Origin of the sequence: Microbacterium sp. Mcb102, from assembly GCF_024519805.1 — a bacterium.
In the GTDB taxonomy this organism is placed as follows: Bacteria; Actinomycetota; Actinomycetes; order Actinomycetales; family Microbacteriaceae; genus Microbacterium.
In genome coordinates this window covers 1-13,244 of the sequence record NZ_JALJRG010000001.1, presented here as the reverse complement: position 1 = coordinate 13,244, position 13,244 = coordinate 1, and the positions used below count along the sequence as shown (strand labels likewise).

The window sequence follows — 13,244 nt, the reverse complement described above, 5'->3', positions numbered from 1 at the left end:
CAGAGGAGCTCAACCCTGCAGCGTCACCTCGCGGCGCTCGGGCAGCACGATCGGATGCGAGCCCGCCATGACCTCGAGCACGCGGATCACCTGGCACGAGTAGCCGAACTCGTTGTCGTACCAGACGTAGAGGATCAGGGTGTCCTCGTCGGCGATCGTGGCGAGGCCGTCGACGATGCCGGCGCGGTGCGAGCCGACGAAGTCGGTGGAGACGACGTCGGGGCTCTCGACGTAGTCGATCTGCTGGCGCAGCTTCGAGTGCAGCGAGACCCGGCGCAGGTAGTCGTTGACCTGCTCCTTGGTGGCGGGGCGCTCGATGGTCAGGTGCAGCACCGCGAGCGACACATCGGGGGTGGGTACGCGGATCGAGCTGCCGGTGAGCTTGCCCTCCAGCTGCGGCAGCGCCTTGGCGACGGCCTTCGCGGCTCCGGTCTCGGTGATGACCATGTTGAGCACCGCAGAGCGACCGCGGCGGTCGCCCTTGTGGAAGTTGTCGATCAGGTTCTGGTCGTTCGTGAACGAGTGCACGGTCTCGACATGCCCCTTGACGACGCCGTACGCCTCGTCGATCGCCGCCAGCACCGGGGTGATGGCGTTCGTGGTGCAGGAGGCCGCGGAGAGGATGCGGTCGGAGGCGGCGATCGTCTCGTCGTTGATGCCGTGCACGATGTTCTTGAGCGGGCTCTTTCCCGGTGCGGTGAGCAGCACGCGGGCGACGCCCGTCGAGCGCAGGTGCTGGGAGAGGCCTTCCTCGTCGCGCCAGCGTCCGGTGTTGTCGACGACGATCGCGTCGTGGATGCCGTGGGCGGTGTAGTCGATGGATGCCGGGTCGTCGGAGTAGATCACCTGGATGCGGGTGCCGTTCGCGATGATCTGCTCGGCCTCCTCGTCGACGGTGACGGAGCCGGCGAAGCGGCCGTGCACCGAATCGCGCAGCAGCAGAGAGGCGCGCTTGGCGAGGTCGTTCTCCGCCCCGCGGCGGACGACGATGGCGCGCAGCCGCAGTCCGCTGCCGCCGCCGGTGTGGGCGATGAGGATGCGGGCGAGGAGGCGACCGATGCGACCGAAGCCGTAGAGCACCACGTCGGTGGGCTCGGCGGCGACGGCCCCCATGGCGGGTGCGAGTTCCTCGGCGAGGTAGTCGTCCAGAGGCCGGCCGCTCTCGGCGTGCCCCGCGACCAGGCGCGCGACGTCGAGCGACGAGGCGCCGGGAGCGAGGGCGTGGATCGCCTCGAGCACGGCGAGCGTGTCTTCGATCGGGAGCCGCTCGTGCCCGAGTTGGGCGACGCGCTCGTGCACCTCGACCAGTCCCGTCGCCGAGAGCCCGAGCAGTCGGTGCCCGTGCAGCGAGGTGACCACATCGTGTTCGCGTCGAAGCGCCCCGATGAGCGGGATCATCCGCTCCGCCAGCTCTTCGCTCTCAGCCCAGTCGTCGCGGTGTGCCGCGGAATCGTTCATCTGCGTCCTTGCATGTGTGAGCGCGCGCCGAGATCGCCGGCGCGCGAATGTGCCGGGTGGATCGGGGGATGCCACCAGCGTACAAGCCGCGAGATGACGAGCCGAATCGGCGGCACGCACCGGCTGCGGATCGCCGGCGGTCTCCCCTCGTCATGGAGATCCGCACCCCGTCACGCTCGGTCAGTACTGCGCCGAGAATGCCCCGTCCGACTTGAGCAGCTGTCCCGAGACCCAGCGGCCCTCGTCCGACACGAGGAACTCCACCACGGCCGCGACGTCGGCGGGCCGTCCGAGTCGCCCGAGCGGCGTCATCCCGGCCAGTTCCGTGCGCGTCTCGTCGTCCATCCAACCGGTGTCGATGGGTCCGGGGTTCAGCACGTTCGCCGAGATGCCCCGCGGACCGAGCTCGCGGGCAGCCGAGATGACCAACCGGTCGAGAGCGCCCTTGGATGCGCCGTAGGGGAGGTTTCCGGTCACGTGGTCGCTGGTGAGGGCGAGGATCACTCCCCCGTCGTCGCCGACCTGTCGCGCGAACGCCGCGATCAGCAGCAGGCTCGCCCGTGCGTTCACGGCGACGTGCAGGTCGAAGCTCTCGGCCGTGGTGTCGAGCATGCCGGATTGCACGTCGTGCGCATGGCTGAGGATGAGCGCGGAGATCGGACCGTGCGCGGCCACCACCTCGGCGATCAGGGCCTCCGGTCCATCCACGGTCGACAGGTCGGCGAGGTGGTCGGCGTCGCGGAGGTCGCTCGTCACGACGGTCCAGCCGGCCGCACGCAGGCGGGGGACGATGCCGGCGGCGATGCTGTTCGCGCGCGCGGCGCCGGTGATCAGGGCGAGGGGCATCCGGCCACGCTACCGGACCGACTCCCGGGCTCGGCGCGGCCCGCGCAGGGGCCGAGACACATCACGACGGCACCGGCCGCTCCCCTCAGGCGAGAGCGGCGATCGCGTCGCGGAGCACCCCGTCGGCCTCATCGAGCGCGGATGCCGCGGCCTGCGGTGTGGCGTCGACCGCCAGCATCAGCAGGGCGCGCTTGACCGAGCCGTCCGCCCCCTGCAGCGCGGCGGCCGCGACGTCGATGTCGACGCCGGCGAGCTGCGACACGGTACGGATGGAGCGCGCGTGGAGCTTCTCGTTCGTGGCGAGGAGATCGACCATCACCCCGCGGTAGGTCTTGCCGAGCTTGATCATCGACAGGGTCGTGAGCATGTTCACGACGAGCTTCTGCGCGGTGCCGGCCTTGAGCCGCGTCGATCCGGAGATGAACTCCGGTCCGGTCACGACCTCGATGGCGACCTCCGCGGCGGCACCGATCTCGGAGTCCGCGTTCGAGGCGATCGCCGCCGTGAACGCGCCGACGCTGCGGGCGTAGTTCAGCCCGCCGACGACATACGGCGTCCGGCCGGAAGCCGAGATGCCGACCACCGTGTCGTCGGCCGAGAGTCCGAGTTCACGCAGGGATCCACCTGCCGCCTCCGCGTCGTCCTCCGCATTCTCCACGGCCGAACGGATCGCGATCTCGCCGCCGGCGATCAGCCCGACCACCATCGAGGGGTCCGTGCCGAAGGTGGGCGGGCACTCGCTGGCATCCAGCACGCCGATGCGGCCTGCCGTGCCGGCCCCGATGTAGATGAGCCGACCGCCGCGCCGGAACCGCTCCGTGATCGCGTCGACGACCGCCGCGATCTCGTCCGCCCGTTCGGCGACCGCCTCGGGGACCCGCCGGTCCTCGTCGTTCATCCGATGCACGAGCTCGGCCGTGCTCAACAGGTCGAGATCCCCGCGCTCGGTCGTGGATGCCTCGGTGCCGAGGCCTTCCAGTACGGAGAGGAGGGAGGCGAGGCGGGAGTCGTCATTCGGCACGGTGGACGAACCTTTCGTGAGGGAGATCGGTGCGGCGTGCGATCAGCAGCGCGCCGTCGAGGGCGTCGCCGGCGGCGGGGATCACCCGGCGTCCGGCGGCGTGCAGCGAGGAGATGAGGCTGTCTCGGAACCAGGCGTGATCCGTGAGGCCGCCGTGCAGCGCGATGTCGCGAGTCAGTGACGAGGCGGCGACGGCCGTGGCGGTGAGCAGGCGGATGCCTTCCGTCGCGATCCGGTGGGCGACGTCGTCACCGGTCTCCGCAGCGTCGAGCACGAGAGGCGCCAGGGAGCCGAGACGCCGAGCGACCGATCCGTCCTCGGCGAGCCAGGAGACCACGTCGTCGGCGGGAAGGATGCTCGCGGCGACTGTTTCACTCAGTCGCGTATCGGGTCCGAGCCCGGCGGTCGCCCGCTGCACGGCTCTGGCCGCTTCGCGGCCGAGCCAGGATCCGCTGCCGAGGTCGCCGATGTCGGGCCCCCAGCCGTCGATCAGACGGATGCCGTCTGCGTCGGCGCCGAGTGCCGCAGCGCCGGTGCCCGCGATCAGCAGCACTCCGGGCGAACCGCCGAGAGCGCCCGCGTGGGCGGTGACGACGTCGGACGCGACGGCGACGCGCGCCCGCACCGACGCGGCGAGAGCGGCCGCGAGCGCCAGAGCGGCGTCGGGTGCGACCCAGGCGCCGGCTGCGCCGACCCCGAGAAGTTCGGGTGCCTCGTCCGGGTCGAGCAGAGGAAGGATCGACGCGACGGCGTCCTCGACGCCGTTCGGCGTCGCGAGCCCCGGGGAGCCGATGCCCGAGCGTACGACGCGCTGCTCGGCGTCGACCATGGCGCGGCAACGTGTCTTGCCGAGGTCGATCGCTACGGCCGTCGGGGCGCTACTCATCTTTCTCCTCGCTGTGATGTTCACAACAGTTCGGAAAGAGTCTACATCGGATCTAGACTTACTGAAAAGAATTTACCCAACGTTGCGCAGGGGCCCACGACATACTGAGAATCCCACATCTCTGGAGGAAGCGGATGAGCATTCAGTCGACGATCGAGGCAGCGGCCGCGACGCTGCCCCCGTCTCTCGCCCGCGTCGCCGCAGCGATTCGGGAGAATCCGTCCGTCGTCATCGACATGACCATCAACGAACTCGCCGAGGAGTGCCACACCTCCGTGGCCTCGGTCGTACGGTTCTGCCGCGCGATCGGATTCAGCGGCTATGCGCCGCTACGCATGGCGCTCGCGACCGAGCTGGGCAAGGAGGCGGCGCAGTTCTCGGCGCGGGGCGCATTCGGGTCCGAGATCTCCGACGAGGACACGCTCAGCGAAGCAGTGTCCAAACTCGCCTCTCTCGAACTGCTCGCGATAGAGGAGACGGTGGCCCGACTCGACTTCGACGTACTGGAGGCAGCGATCGACGCCGTGGACCGCGCCGACCGCATCCTGATCTTCGGCATCGGGGCGAGCCAGTTCGTCGCAGAAGACCTCGCACACAAGCTCCTTCGCGTGGGCAGGAATGCCCACGTCCCCTCCGATCCGCACGAAGCGATCGCCGCGACCGTCCTGCAGACCTCCCCCACGGTCGCCATCGGGTTCTCGCATGCGGGCTCCACCGCGGAGACGGTGCGCTTCCTGGAGACGGCGCGTGCCAACGGCGCGGCGACCATCGCGGTCACGTCGGCCAAGGACTCCCCCCTCGCCGGCGCCGCCGATCACGCATTGTTCACCGAGGTGCGCGAATCCACCTTCCGCGCCGGAGCGATGGTCAGCCGGATCGCGCAGCTGGCGCTCGTCGACTGCCTGTTCGTCGGCATCGCGAAGCGCCGTTTCGCCGAAACCGTCGACGCGCTGCGCCGGACCCGCGAGGCCACCCGCGCCCTCCGCGACTGAGCTCGCGCCGGCCTCCTCCCCCAGGTTCGACACCCACGGCGACCGGCGGCGAGATCGTCATATTTCCGTGATGTAAACGATCTACGTATCTCTCGACTTTCTTGAACATTGTTGCCATACTGGCCACACCCGAAGGCGAGAGGACGACGACGTTGACGTATGAGCACGGCACCACGATGGTGCGCCCCTTCCGACCCGGTGAGAGCGCTGCTCTTGCCGAGGCCTGGACCCGATCCGCCCCGCAGGACGGGATCACGCCCGCACGACTGCGCGATCTGGTCCTGCTCGATCGGAACTTCGATGCGGACGGCCTCCTCATCGCCGAGCGCGACGGCGCGATCGTCGGAGCGGCCTATGCCGTCCGCCGCCGCATCGCACACGACGCCGGCGATCTCCAGCCGGAGACCGGGTGGATCCCGTTCTTCTTCGTCGTCCCCGAGCAGCGCGGACACGGTCTCGGGCGCAGCCTGCTGACCCAGGCGATCGGCTGGCTCCGCTCGCACGGCGCGACCGAGGTCGTCTTCTCGGCGTACACGCCGAACTACGTGCTGCCCGGTCTCGATACCGCCCGCTACCCCGCCGCGTCGGCACTGCTCGAATCGCTGGGGTTCTCTCGCATCGAGCGTCCGAGCGCGATGGACCGTTCACTGATCGGCTATCAGATGCCCGACGACGTCCGCACTCGGATCGAAGCGCTGCGCGCCGACGGGTGGTATCTCGGAACGCCGAGCGACGACGACCTCGTGCCGTTGATCCGCATCGCCGGCGAAGCCTTCAATTCCGACTGGGCGCGTGCGATCCGCGAAGGCGTTCTCGGCGGGCTGCCGCTGGAACGCATCCTCATCGCCAAGAACCCTGAGGGCACGGTACTCGGCTGGGCCATGCACGGCACCTACGAGTCCGTGATCGAGCGCTTCGGCCCCTTCGGTGTGCTCCCGGAGAGCCGCGGAACGGGACTCGGCAAGGCGCTTCTCCACCTGACCCTGGAGCGGATGACCGCCCTCGGCGCACACAGCGCCTGGTTCCTCTGGGCCGATGAGGGATCGACCGCATCGGCCCTGTACGCCAAGACCGGGTTCGCCGCGACCCGCACATTCGACATCCTGCGCGCAGAGATCGGAGAGAGCAATGTCTAACACCGTCATCGCGGTCGGCGGCCACATCGGCGACATGGAGCTGACGGCGGGCCCCACACTCGCCAAGGTCGTCCTCGAGGGCGGCCGCGCCATCATCGTCGACTGCACCTACGGCGAGCGCGGGCATCCGACGGTCGCACCGAGCGTCTACCGCGAGCAGAAACTCCACGAGGCCCGCTTCTTCGCCGAGACGATCGGCGCTGAGCTGATCACCCTCGACTACTCCGACGGGTTCCTCCCGGACGACGAGGCGGTCGCCGAGCAGATCGCCGAGATCATCCGTGCGACCAAGCCCGATGTCCTGATCACCCACTGGGTGCACTCCATGCACCGGGACCACGAGCGCGCGGCGCAGGCGGCCCTCCGCGGCGCCTTCCTCGCCTCCATCCCCCTCGAGGAGATCGAGGCGGCCCGGCATTCCGTTCCGCGGATCCTGCACGCCGAGAACTGGGAGGACATGGAGGGGTTCGAGGCGGACACGTTCTTCGGCATCCCCGACGAGGCGTTCGACCTCTGGCTCACCGGAATCCAGGAGCACGCCTTCGCGCGCGGCGAGACCTACGGCTTCCGCTTCATCGACTACTACTCCGCGCTCATGCAGGTCAAGGGCTGCCTGGTCGGTGAGCGGCGCGCAGCCGCATTCCGATCTGCGGGGGCCGAGAAGTTCACCCTCGCAGGCCCCTGATCCTCCTCACCCACCCGATACGCACAGAAACGAAGGAACCATGAAGAAATCACTTCTCGCGGTCACCGCTCTGGGGCTCGCGACGACGCTGACCCTCTCCGGCTGCTCCGGCTCTTCCGGCGGCTCCGGCGATGCCGGCGGCCCCCAGGAACTCACCTTCCTCACGCACTGGGGACCGGACCAGGTCGCGATGCTGGAGGCCGCCGGCGCGGCGTTCACCGAAAACCATCCCGACATCACCGTCAAGGTGCAGGCGGTCCCGTTCGGCAACCTGCTCTCGACCCTGCGTACGCAGGGTGCGTCGGCGGACGGCCCGGCGATCGTCGGCATCTACGACGCGTGGCTGCCCGAGCTGGTGCGCGACGGCCTCGCCGCTGCCGCGCCCGCCGACGTCGCCGACGAGGTCACGGAGAACTGGCCGGCCGGCGTCGTCTCGGCGGCGAGCAACGGCGGCGACGTGTACGGCATCCCGAACGAGATCGACCTGTACCAGCTCAACTACAACTCCGCGCTGTTCGACGCGGCGGGCATCGCCGAGCCTCCGGCCGATTGGGACGCCCTCGTCGAGGATTCCGCGAAGCTCACCACCGGAGACCAGCAGGGCTTCGGCCTCATCACCGGCTGGAACTCCGGCGTGGTGCATCCGTTCCTGTCGCTGCTCGCGTCGAACGGCGGCTCGTTCCTGAACGAGGAGGGCACGGCTTCCGAGCTGACCAGCCCGGAAGCCCTCGAGACGGCGGAACTGTACGAGAAGCTGGTCGCCGACGGGTCGAGCGACCCCAGGAAGTCGACGGCGAACGCCAACACCACCGGCCCGTACCTCGACGCCTTCGTGAACGGTCAGACCGGCATGATCGTCATGGCCAACTGGTGGGAGAGCGCGCTCCGCGACGGTATGGGCGACGACTTCGAGAACGTCGCCACCGCGCCGATCCCGGTCGGCCCCAGCGGCGATGAGTCCTCGTCGATCTCGTACTCCTGGATGACGATGGTCAACGGCAAGGCCTCCGACGCGCGTCAGAAGGCGGCGTGGGAGTTCCTCACCTACCTCAACGGCCCGGACTCCGGCGAAGCCGGTTCCTCGGCGATGGCCGACATCCTGCTGTCGATGGGGATCCTGCCCACGCGCTCCTCCGACCTGGAGGCGCACGCCGCCGAGCTGGAGACGCCGTTCCTGTCGTCGTACGTGACGGCTCTGGAGAACGCGACCCCGTTCCCGACCGTGCTCGGCGGACCGGCTGCGACCGATGCCCTGCAGCGACAGCTGGAGGCACTCGTGAACGGCCAGGTCGATGCGAAGACGGCGATGGAGAACGCCGCTCGCGACGTCGACGCCGCGCTCAGCGCCGCTCAGTGACACCCCGGCGGGGAGGCGGCCTCGACCGCCTCCCCGCCATCCTCCCGAAAGGCCTGACTTGACGACCCTCGAACGTCCCGCCGCCGCGCCGCCCGTCGTGCGCACCTCGAAGCGCCGGAGCATCGCCTCCACCCGACGCTGGTCGGCGCTGTTCCTCAGCCCGGCGCTGCTCATCATCGGCGTCTTCACCCTCATCCCCACCCTGATGACGGTCTGGATCAGCTTCCACCGCTGGTCGATGTTCACCCCCATCACCGAGATGACGTGGGTGGGGCTCGACAACTACTCCGGGCTGTTCGCCGATGCGACCAGAGTGCAGGCGCTCGGCAACACTGCCCTCTACGTGCTGCTGTCGATCGTCATCACCGTGCCGATCGCCCTGCTGATCGCGCTGCTGCTGTACTTTCCGCGCCTCAAGGGCAAGGGCATCGTGCGGGTGCTGCTCTTCGCGACCTATGTGATCCCGACGATCGCGATCGTGATCATCTGGAGCAACATCTACGCGCCCGGCTACGGCCCGCTGAGCACCATGGTCGCCGCGGTCAGGATAGACCCACCCGGATGGCTCAGCGACCCGCAGTGGGCCCTGGTCTCGCTCGTGATCTTCAACGTCTGGCAGATGCTCGGCTACTACGTCATCCTGCTCATCGCCGGGCTCACCCAGATCTCCGAGGACCTCTACGAGGCCGCACGCATCGACGGCGCGGGCATCGTCCGTCAGACCTGGTCGATCACGATCCCGCTGCTGCGCCCGTCGCTGGTGTTCGTGGTGCTGATGACCTTCATCAACTCGATCCAGGTGTTCGATCCGATCTACCTCCTCACCCAGGGCGGGCCCGCGAACTCGACCAACATGGTCTCGTTCGAGATCCAGCGCACCGCGTTCCAGTACGGCATGGCCGGTGAGTCCTCGGCCCTCGCGGTCTCGCTGTTCCTCATGATCATCGCCGTCGGCGGGGTCCTCGGCATCATCATGAAGGGACGCACGCGATGAGTCTTCAGACCAGCACCTCGACCCCGACCTCCACGCCGCCTCGGGCTCCAAAGCCGAAGACGGCGCCGGCCTCTCGGCGTCCGGTTCCGATGCGGCGGCGGCTGTCGACGGCTGGACTCTACGTGCTGCTGGCGATCGTCGCCCTGGTGCCGCTGTTCCCGCTGTACTGGCTGGTGATCTCGGCGCTGAAGTCGCCCGCGGAGTTCTCCCAGATCCCGCCGACCTGGTTCCCGACCGACCCGACGCTCGATCAGGCCGCGACCGCGCTGACGGCGGTGCCGTTCATGCAGTCCATGATGAACAGCCTCATCATCGCCGGCGGCAGCACACTCAGTGTCCTCGCCACCAGCATCCTTGCGGGGTACGTGTTCGCCAAGCACACCTTCAAGGGGCGCGATCTACTCTTCTGGTCGATCGTCGCGACGATGTTCCTGCCCCCGATCGTGACCCTGGTGCCGCTGTACTACCTGGTCAACAGCATGGGACTCTCCGACACGTATCTCGGCGTGATGCTGCCGTGGTTGGCGAACGCGTTCGGCATCTTCCTGATGCGGCAGTTCATCCGCGACATTCCGGACGAACTCATCGAAGCGGCCAGGATGGACGGCGCCGGAGAGTTCCGGATCGTCTGGCAGTTCGTCGTTCCGCTGCTGAAGCCCGCGATCGTCACGCTCGCCGTCTTCATGTTCGTCTATGCGTGGAACAACTTCATCTGGCCGCTCTCGATCCTGCGTTCGGAGGCGCTCTACCCGGTGGTCCTGACCCTGAACAGGCTCATGTCCTACACGATGAGCTTCGAGTATCAGAACGTGGTGCTGGCCGGTGCGATCATCGCGTCGCTTCCGACGCTCCTGGTGTTCCTGGTCACGCAGCGGGTGTTCGTCGCCGGAATCGCCGCCAGTGGTGTGAAGGGCTGACGCTCACGCCGCAGCCCCCGGCACGGTGCCGCCCGTCCGCTCGACCTCGTCGATGCGGGCGGGCGGCGCTGTTCCGATCGAGCCCGCCGTGCGCAGGAAGACGATGATCCAGCTGAAGATCAGCACTGCGGCGATGAGTTCGACCGCGGTGAGGTTGTAGTAACCGACCGCGAAGAATGCGGCCAGCAGGATGATCACCAGCACGAAGGCCCAGCCGAAACCCACGAACACCTTCGGGATGCTGGGCAGGAGCCACGGCAGTCCCACCACGACGACGCCGAACACGACCGTCATGCCGGTCGCGACGGTGTTGTGCAGGAGGAAGAACTCGTCGACGGGGAACAGCCCGACACAGGCGAGGAAGATCCCCAGGAGGATCAGACCTCCGCGCACGAGGAAACGTCCGCGGCGGTCGGCGGGATCGTCGGCGGGGAGCCCGGCTGTCGCATACCGGGCGATGGTCGTCACCATGATGCCGGCGATGATCAGGGTCGCGTTGAAGGCCACGGACGAGCTGTTGCTGCTCATCCCGAGCGCCGACAGGTTGTCGCGCCACCAGTGCACGTCGCTGGAGGCGAGCATGCTGGCGAAGGCGCCGACGACGAGGAAGACCGCGAGCACGAGCGAGAGGACCATGGGCGTGAGCGCCACCGCGCTGAGAAACGAGACGTAGCCGGTCAGAGCGAACGCGACCGCCACCAGCACCGCGCCGGGAAAGGCGAACACCGGCGCATCCGTGAAGCTCCGCTCGAGGAGCTCCGCGACGCCGAGCCAGCCGAGGTAGGCGATCGCCGCGTGCGCGAACGCGATGGCGGCGAGGTCGTACCAGCGCAGTCGATCGCCCGGCACGGTGAAGCCGTCGCGGACCGCGGCCGGATCCACCTGTTCCGGCCGCACCGCGATGCGTCCGAGGGCGAAGGCGATGGCCGCGGTGATCGCTCCGCCGAACGCGGCGAAGACACCGATCGAACCGCTGCCGCTGATCGCCAGATCATGTCCCCAGAACACCGGGAGCGCGACGAGGAAGCCGATCACGAGGAACCCGGCGCCGACGATCAGCGCAGTCGCCTCGAACACGGCATCCGCCGTGTCGGGACCCCGCACCTGCCGCAGCACCTGCACGACTCTCTTCGCGAGTGCATTCATCGTCCGTGCCTCCCGGTCCACATCATAGAAGTCGGCAGGCGTCCGATCCGCCCCGCACTAGCCTGGAGGGGTGCCCCAGACTCTCGCCGCCCGCGCCGTCCTTCTCGACATGGACGGGACCCTCGTCGATTCGACAGCTGTCGTGGAGCGGCTCTGGCTCGCCTGGGCGGAGCCGCACGGCATCGACCGCGAGACGGTGCTCCGCGTCGTGCACGGCCGCCAGGGTCACCAGAGCATGGCGATCATGCTGCCCGAGCGCGACCATGCCATCAACCTCCGTGAGAACGAGGTCATGCTCGCCACGGAGGCGAGTGATGTCGACGGTGTGATCGAGATCCCGGGCGCACGGGCGCTGCTCGAGGCGCTGCAGCCGTTCCCGCACGCGATCGTCACCTCCGCCAACGTCGCCCTCATGACCGCTCGGATGCAGGCCGCCGGGCTCACCGTCCCCGAGCGCAGCGTGACCGCCGAAGACGTCTCCGCCTCCAAGCCCGATCCCGAGGGATTCGTCCGTGCCGCGGGCCTGCTGGGGATCGACCCCGCGGACTGCATCGTGTTCGAGGACTCCGGCGCGGGAATCCAGGCGGGTCTCGCGGCCGGCATGCGGGTCGTCGGCGTCGGGAAGCACGCGGCAGCACACAACCCGACCGTCCTGGTCACGGATCTCTCACAGGTGGCTGTGACCCCCACCGCGGCCGGCTTCGAGATCACGATTCCCTGACGACGGTCGCTCCCCCGCGAGCGCCGCACCCCGCCGCACCCCGCCGCACCCCGCCGCTACGATGAGGCGATGCGACGTTTCCCCGCCTCGGTGTTCGGCATCGGCGAAGAACCCGATCCGCGTTTCTCTCTGGCGAACGAGCGCACGTTCCTCGCGTGGACCCGCACGGGCCTCGCGCTGATCGCGGGTGGCGTCGCGCTCGAAGTCCTGGGCCTCGACCTGCACGCCGGTTTCCGCCTCGCGGCCTCACTGCTGCTGATGATCACCGGCACGGCGGTCGCGCCCCTCGCCTGGTGGGAGTGGATGCGCGCGGAGCGCGCCCTGCGCCAGTCGCGCCCGCTGCCGGGAGCCTTCTCTGCGGTCGTGCTCGCGGTCGTCGTGACGGTCGTAGGCCTGCTGGTCCTGGCGGGGGTGCTCTGGCGGTGACCGGTCAGGGGCACATCCCCCCGGGGGCACTCGTCTCGGGTCCGTTCGATCCGGGACTGCAGCCGGAGCGCACGGAACTCGCGTGGCGGCGGACTGCGCTCGCCATCGCGATCGGCTCGGTGGTCTCCCTCAGGGTCTTCCCCCTTCTGCTGCCGGCCGACGCGGCTGCGTGGGGACTCGCGCCGGGAGTTGTCGGCATCGGCGCTGCATGCACGTTCTGGGTGGCCGCCCGGCGCCGACAGCTGCAGACGACCGCCGCCCTGCACTCCTCCTCCACACCGGCGGAGCTCTCCACACCGGCGGAGCTCTCCACACCGGCGGAGCTCTCTTCCGAGGCGATGCCCGGAGGCGGGATGCTTCTCGCCTTGACGGCGCTCGCCGCCGCCTTCGGCGCCGTCTCCCTCGCCATCGTCGCGGTGTCTCTCCTCGTTCGCTGAGTGGGCTGGCGCTCGTCCTCCCGGCAACGACAGATCACACCCGCAGCAGCTCTTCACACCCGCAGCGGAACAGAACGCGTGTCGTTTCGCGAGGTCGTTGTTCGTGGTGTCGGGGGTCGTGGTGTCGGGGGTCGTGGTGTCGGGGGTTGTGGTGTGCGCCAGCGTCTGGTGGGGTCCCACCAGGCGGGTCCGCGGACGTGGGGTGTGCCGTGGCGCATGCGG

Annotated in this window: 14 protein-coding genes; 9 read left to right on the top strand and 5 right to left on the bottom strand. The window is 68.9% G+C overall.

Features of this window, described 5'->3' with window-relative positions; genetic code table 11:
* Positions 1–9 precede the first annotated feature (9 nt).
* From OC372_RS00070 to OC372_RS00055, 4 genes are all read right to left on the bottom strand, one after another.
* Positions 10–1,458 carry a glyceraldehyde-3-phosphate dehydrogenase gene (locus OC372_RS00070; protein WP_262000572.1) on the bottom strand — a complete coding sequence of 483 codons (1,449 nt, stop codon included), beginning with the start codon at positions 1,456–1,458 and terminating at the stop codon, positions 10–12.
* A gap of 180 nt (positions 1,459–1,638) precedes the next feature.
* Positions 1,639–2,304, bottom strand: a complete 666-nt coding sequence (locus OC372_RS00065) for an SDR family oxidoreductase (RefSeq protein WP_262000571.1) — start codon at positions 2,302–2,304, stop codon at positions 1,639–1,641.
* 85 nt (positions 2,305–2,389) lie between these two features.
* Positions 2,390–3,325 (bottom strand): N-acetylmuramic acid 6-phosphate etherase, encoded by a 936-nt coding sequence (murQ, locus tag OC372_RS00060; RefSeq protein WP_105709495.1) that lies wholly within the window; start codon positions 3,323–3,325, stop codon positions 2,390–2,392.
* Positions 3,315–4,211, bottom strand: a complete 897-nt coding sequence (locus OC372_RS00055; protein WP_262000570.1) for an N-acetylglucosamine kinase — start codon at positions 4,209–4,211, stop codon at positions 3,315–3,317. The genes murQ and OC372_RS00055 overlap by 11 nt, the downstream gene beginning before the upstream one ends.
* 134 nt (positions 4,212–4,345) lie before the next feature.
* On the opposite strand from OC372_RS00055, the gene OC372_RS00050 reads away from it, so the two are divergent.
* The 6 genes from OC372_RS00050 (at position 4,346) to OC372_RS00025 (ending at position 10,292) form a co-directional block, all read left to right on the top strand.
* Entirely contained in the window at positions 4,346–5,203 is an 858-nt protein-coding gene (locus OC372_RS00050; protein ID WP_029263044.1) for a MurR/RpiR family transcriptional regulator, read from the top strand.
* Positions 5,204–5,355: 152 nt separating this feature from the next.
* The gene (locus OC372_RS00045) at positions 5,356–6,339 is read left to right on the top strand and encodes a GNAT family N-acetyltransferase (RefSeq protein ID WP_197021064.1); all 984 of its coding nucleotides are present in this window, start codon (positions 5,356–5,358) and stop codon (positions 6,337–6,339) included.
* The gene (locus OC372_RS00040; protein WP_029263046.1) at positions 6,332–7,024 is read left to right on the top strand and encodes a PIG-L deacetylase family protein; all 693 of its coding nucleotides are present in this window, start codon (positions 6,332–6,334) and stop codon (positions 7,022–7,024) included. Before OC372_RS00045 ends, OC372_RS00040 begins: the two co-directional genes overlap by 8 nt.
* 40 nt (positions 7,025–7,064) lie before the next feature.
* Positions 7,065–8,381 carry an extracellular solute-binding protein gene (locus OC372_RS00035; protein ID WP_262000569.1) on the top strand — a complete coding sequence of 439 codons (1,317 nt, stop codon included), beginning with the start codon at positions 7,065–7,067 and terminating at the stop codon, positions 8,379–8,381.
* A 58-nt stretch (positions 8,382–8,439) separates the two neighbouring features.
* The gene (locus tag OC372_RS00030) at positions 8,440–9,375 is read left to right on the top strand and encodes a carbohydrate ABC transporter permease (protein WP_262000568.1); all 936 of its coding nucleotides are present in this window, start codon (positions 8,440–8,442) and stop codon (positions 9,373–9,375) included.
* On the top strand, positions 9,372–10,292 hold the full coding sequence (locus OC372_RS00025; protein WP_197021065.1) for a carbohydrate ABC transporter permease: 921 nt from the start codon (positions 9,372–9,374) through the stop codon (positions 10,290–10,292). Before OC372_RS00030 ends, OC372_RS00025 begins: the two co-directional genes overlap by 4 nt.
* Positions 10,293–10,295: 3 nt before the next feature.
* Here the strand turns inward: OC372_RS00025 and OC372_RS00020 are convergent, their stop codons facing one another.
* On the bottom strand, positions 10,296–11,438 hold the full coding sequence (locus OC372_RS00020; RefSeq protein WP_262000567.1) for a DUF998 domain-containing protein: 1,143 nt from the start codon (positions 11,436–11,438) through the stop codon (positions 10,296–10,298).
* 70 nt (positions 11,439–11,508) lie between these two features.
* Here OC372_RS00020 and OC372_RS00015 point away from each other — a divergent pair, with 70 nt between their 5' ends.
* The 3 genes from OC372_RS00015 (at position 11,509) to OC372_RS00005 (ending at position 13,022) form a co-directional block, all read left to right on the top strand.
* Positions 11,509–12,159: an HAD-IA family hydrolase gene (locus tag OC372_RS00015; RefSeq protein WP_262000566.1), complete on the top strand. Its 651-nt coding sequence runs from the start codon at positions 11,509–11,511 to the stop codon at positions 12,157–12,159.
* Between the two features lie 69 nt (positions 12,160–12,228).
* A complete protein-coding gene (locus tag OC372_RS00010) occupies positions 12,229–12,585 on the top strand; it encodes a YidH family protein (protein ID WP_262000565.1) in 357 nt (118 codons plus the stop codon).
* Positions 12,582–13,022 (top strand): DUF202 domain-containing protein, encoded by a 441-nt coding sequence (locus OC372_RS00005; protein ID WP_262000564.1) that lies wholly within the window; start codon positions 12,582–12,584, stop codon positions 13,020–13,022. Before OC372_RS00010 ends, OC372_RS00005 begins: the two co-directional genes overlap by 4 nt.
* Positions 13,023–13,244: the final 222 nt, after the last annotated feature.

Excerpts from the sequence above, each read along its gene's own strand:
- OC372_RS00020 (WP_262000567.1), bottom strand. The coding sequence starts at position 11,438 with ATGAATGCACTCGCGAAGAGAGTCGTGCAGGTGCTGCGGCAGGTGCGG.
- OC372_RS00055 (WP_262000570.1), bottom strand. The coding sequence starts at position 4,211 with ATGAGTAGCGCCCCGACGGCCGTAGCGATCGACCTCGGCAAGACACGT.
- OC372_RS00010 (WP_262000565.1), top strand. The coding sequence starts at position 12,229 with ATGCGACGTTTCCCCGCCTCGGTGTTCGGCATCGGCGAAGAACCCGAT.
- OC372_RS00035 (WP_262000569.1), top strand. The coding sequence starts at position 7,065 with ATGAAGAAATCACTTCTCGCGGTCACCGCTCTGGGGCTCGCGACGACG.
- OC372_RS00070 (WP_262000572.1), bottom strand. The coding sequence starts at position 1,458 with ATGAACGATTCCGCGGCACACCGCGACGACTGGGCTGAGAGCGAAGAG.
- OC372_RS00065 (WP_262000571.1), bottom strand. The coding sequence starts at position 2,304 with ATGCCCCTCGCCCTGATCACCGGCGCCGCGCGCGCGAACAGCATCGCC.
- OC372_RS00025 (WP_197021065.1), top strand. The coding sequence starts at position 9,372 with ATGAGTCTTCAGACCAGCACCTCGACCCCGACCTCCACGCCGCCTCGG.
- OC372_RS00040 (WP_029263046.1), top strand. The coding sequence starts at position 6,332 with ATGTCTAACACCGTCATCGCGGTCGGCGGCCACATCGGCGACATGGAG.
- OC372_RS00050 (WP_029263044.1), top strand. The coding sequence starts at position 4,346 with ATGAGCATTCAGTCGACGATCGAGGCAGCGGCCGCGACGCTGCCCCCG.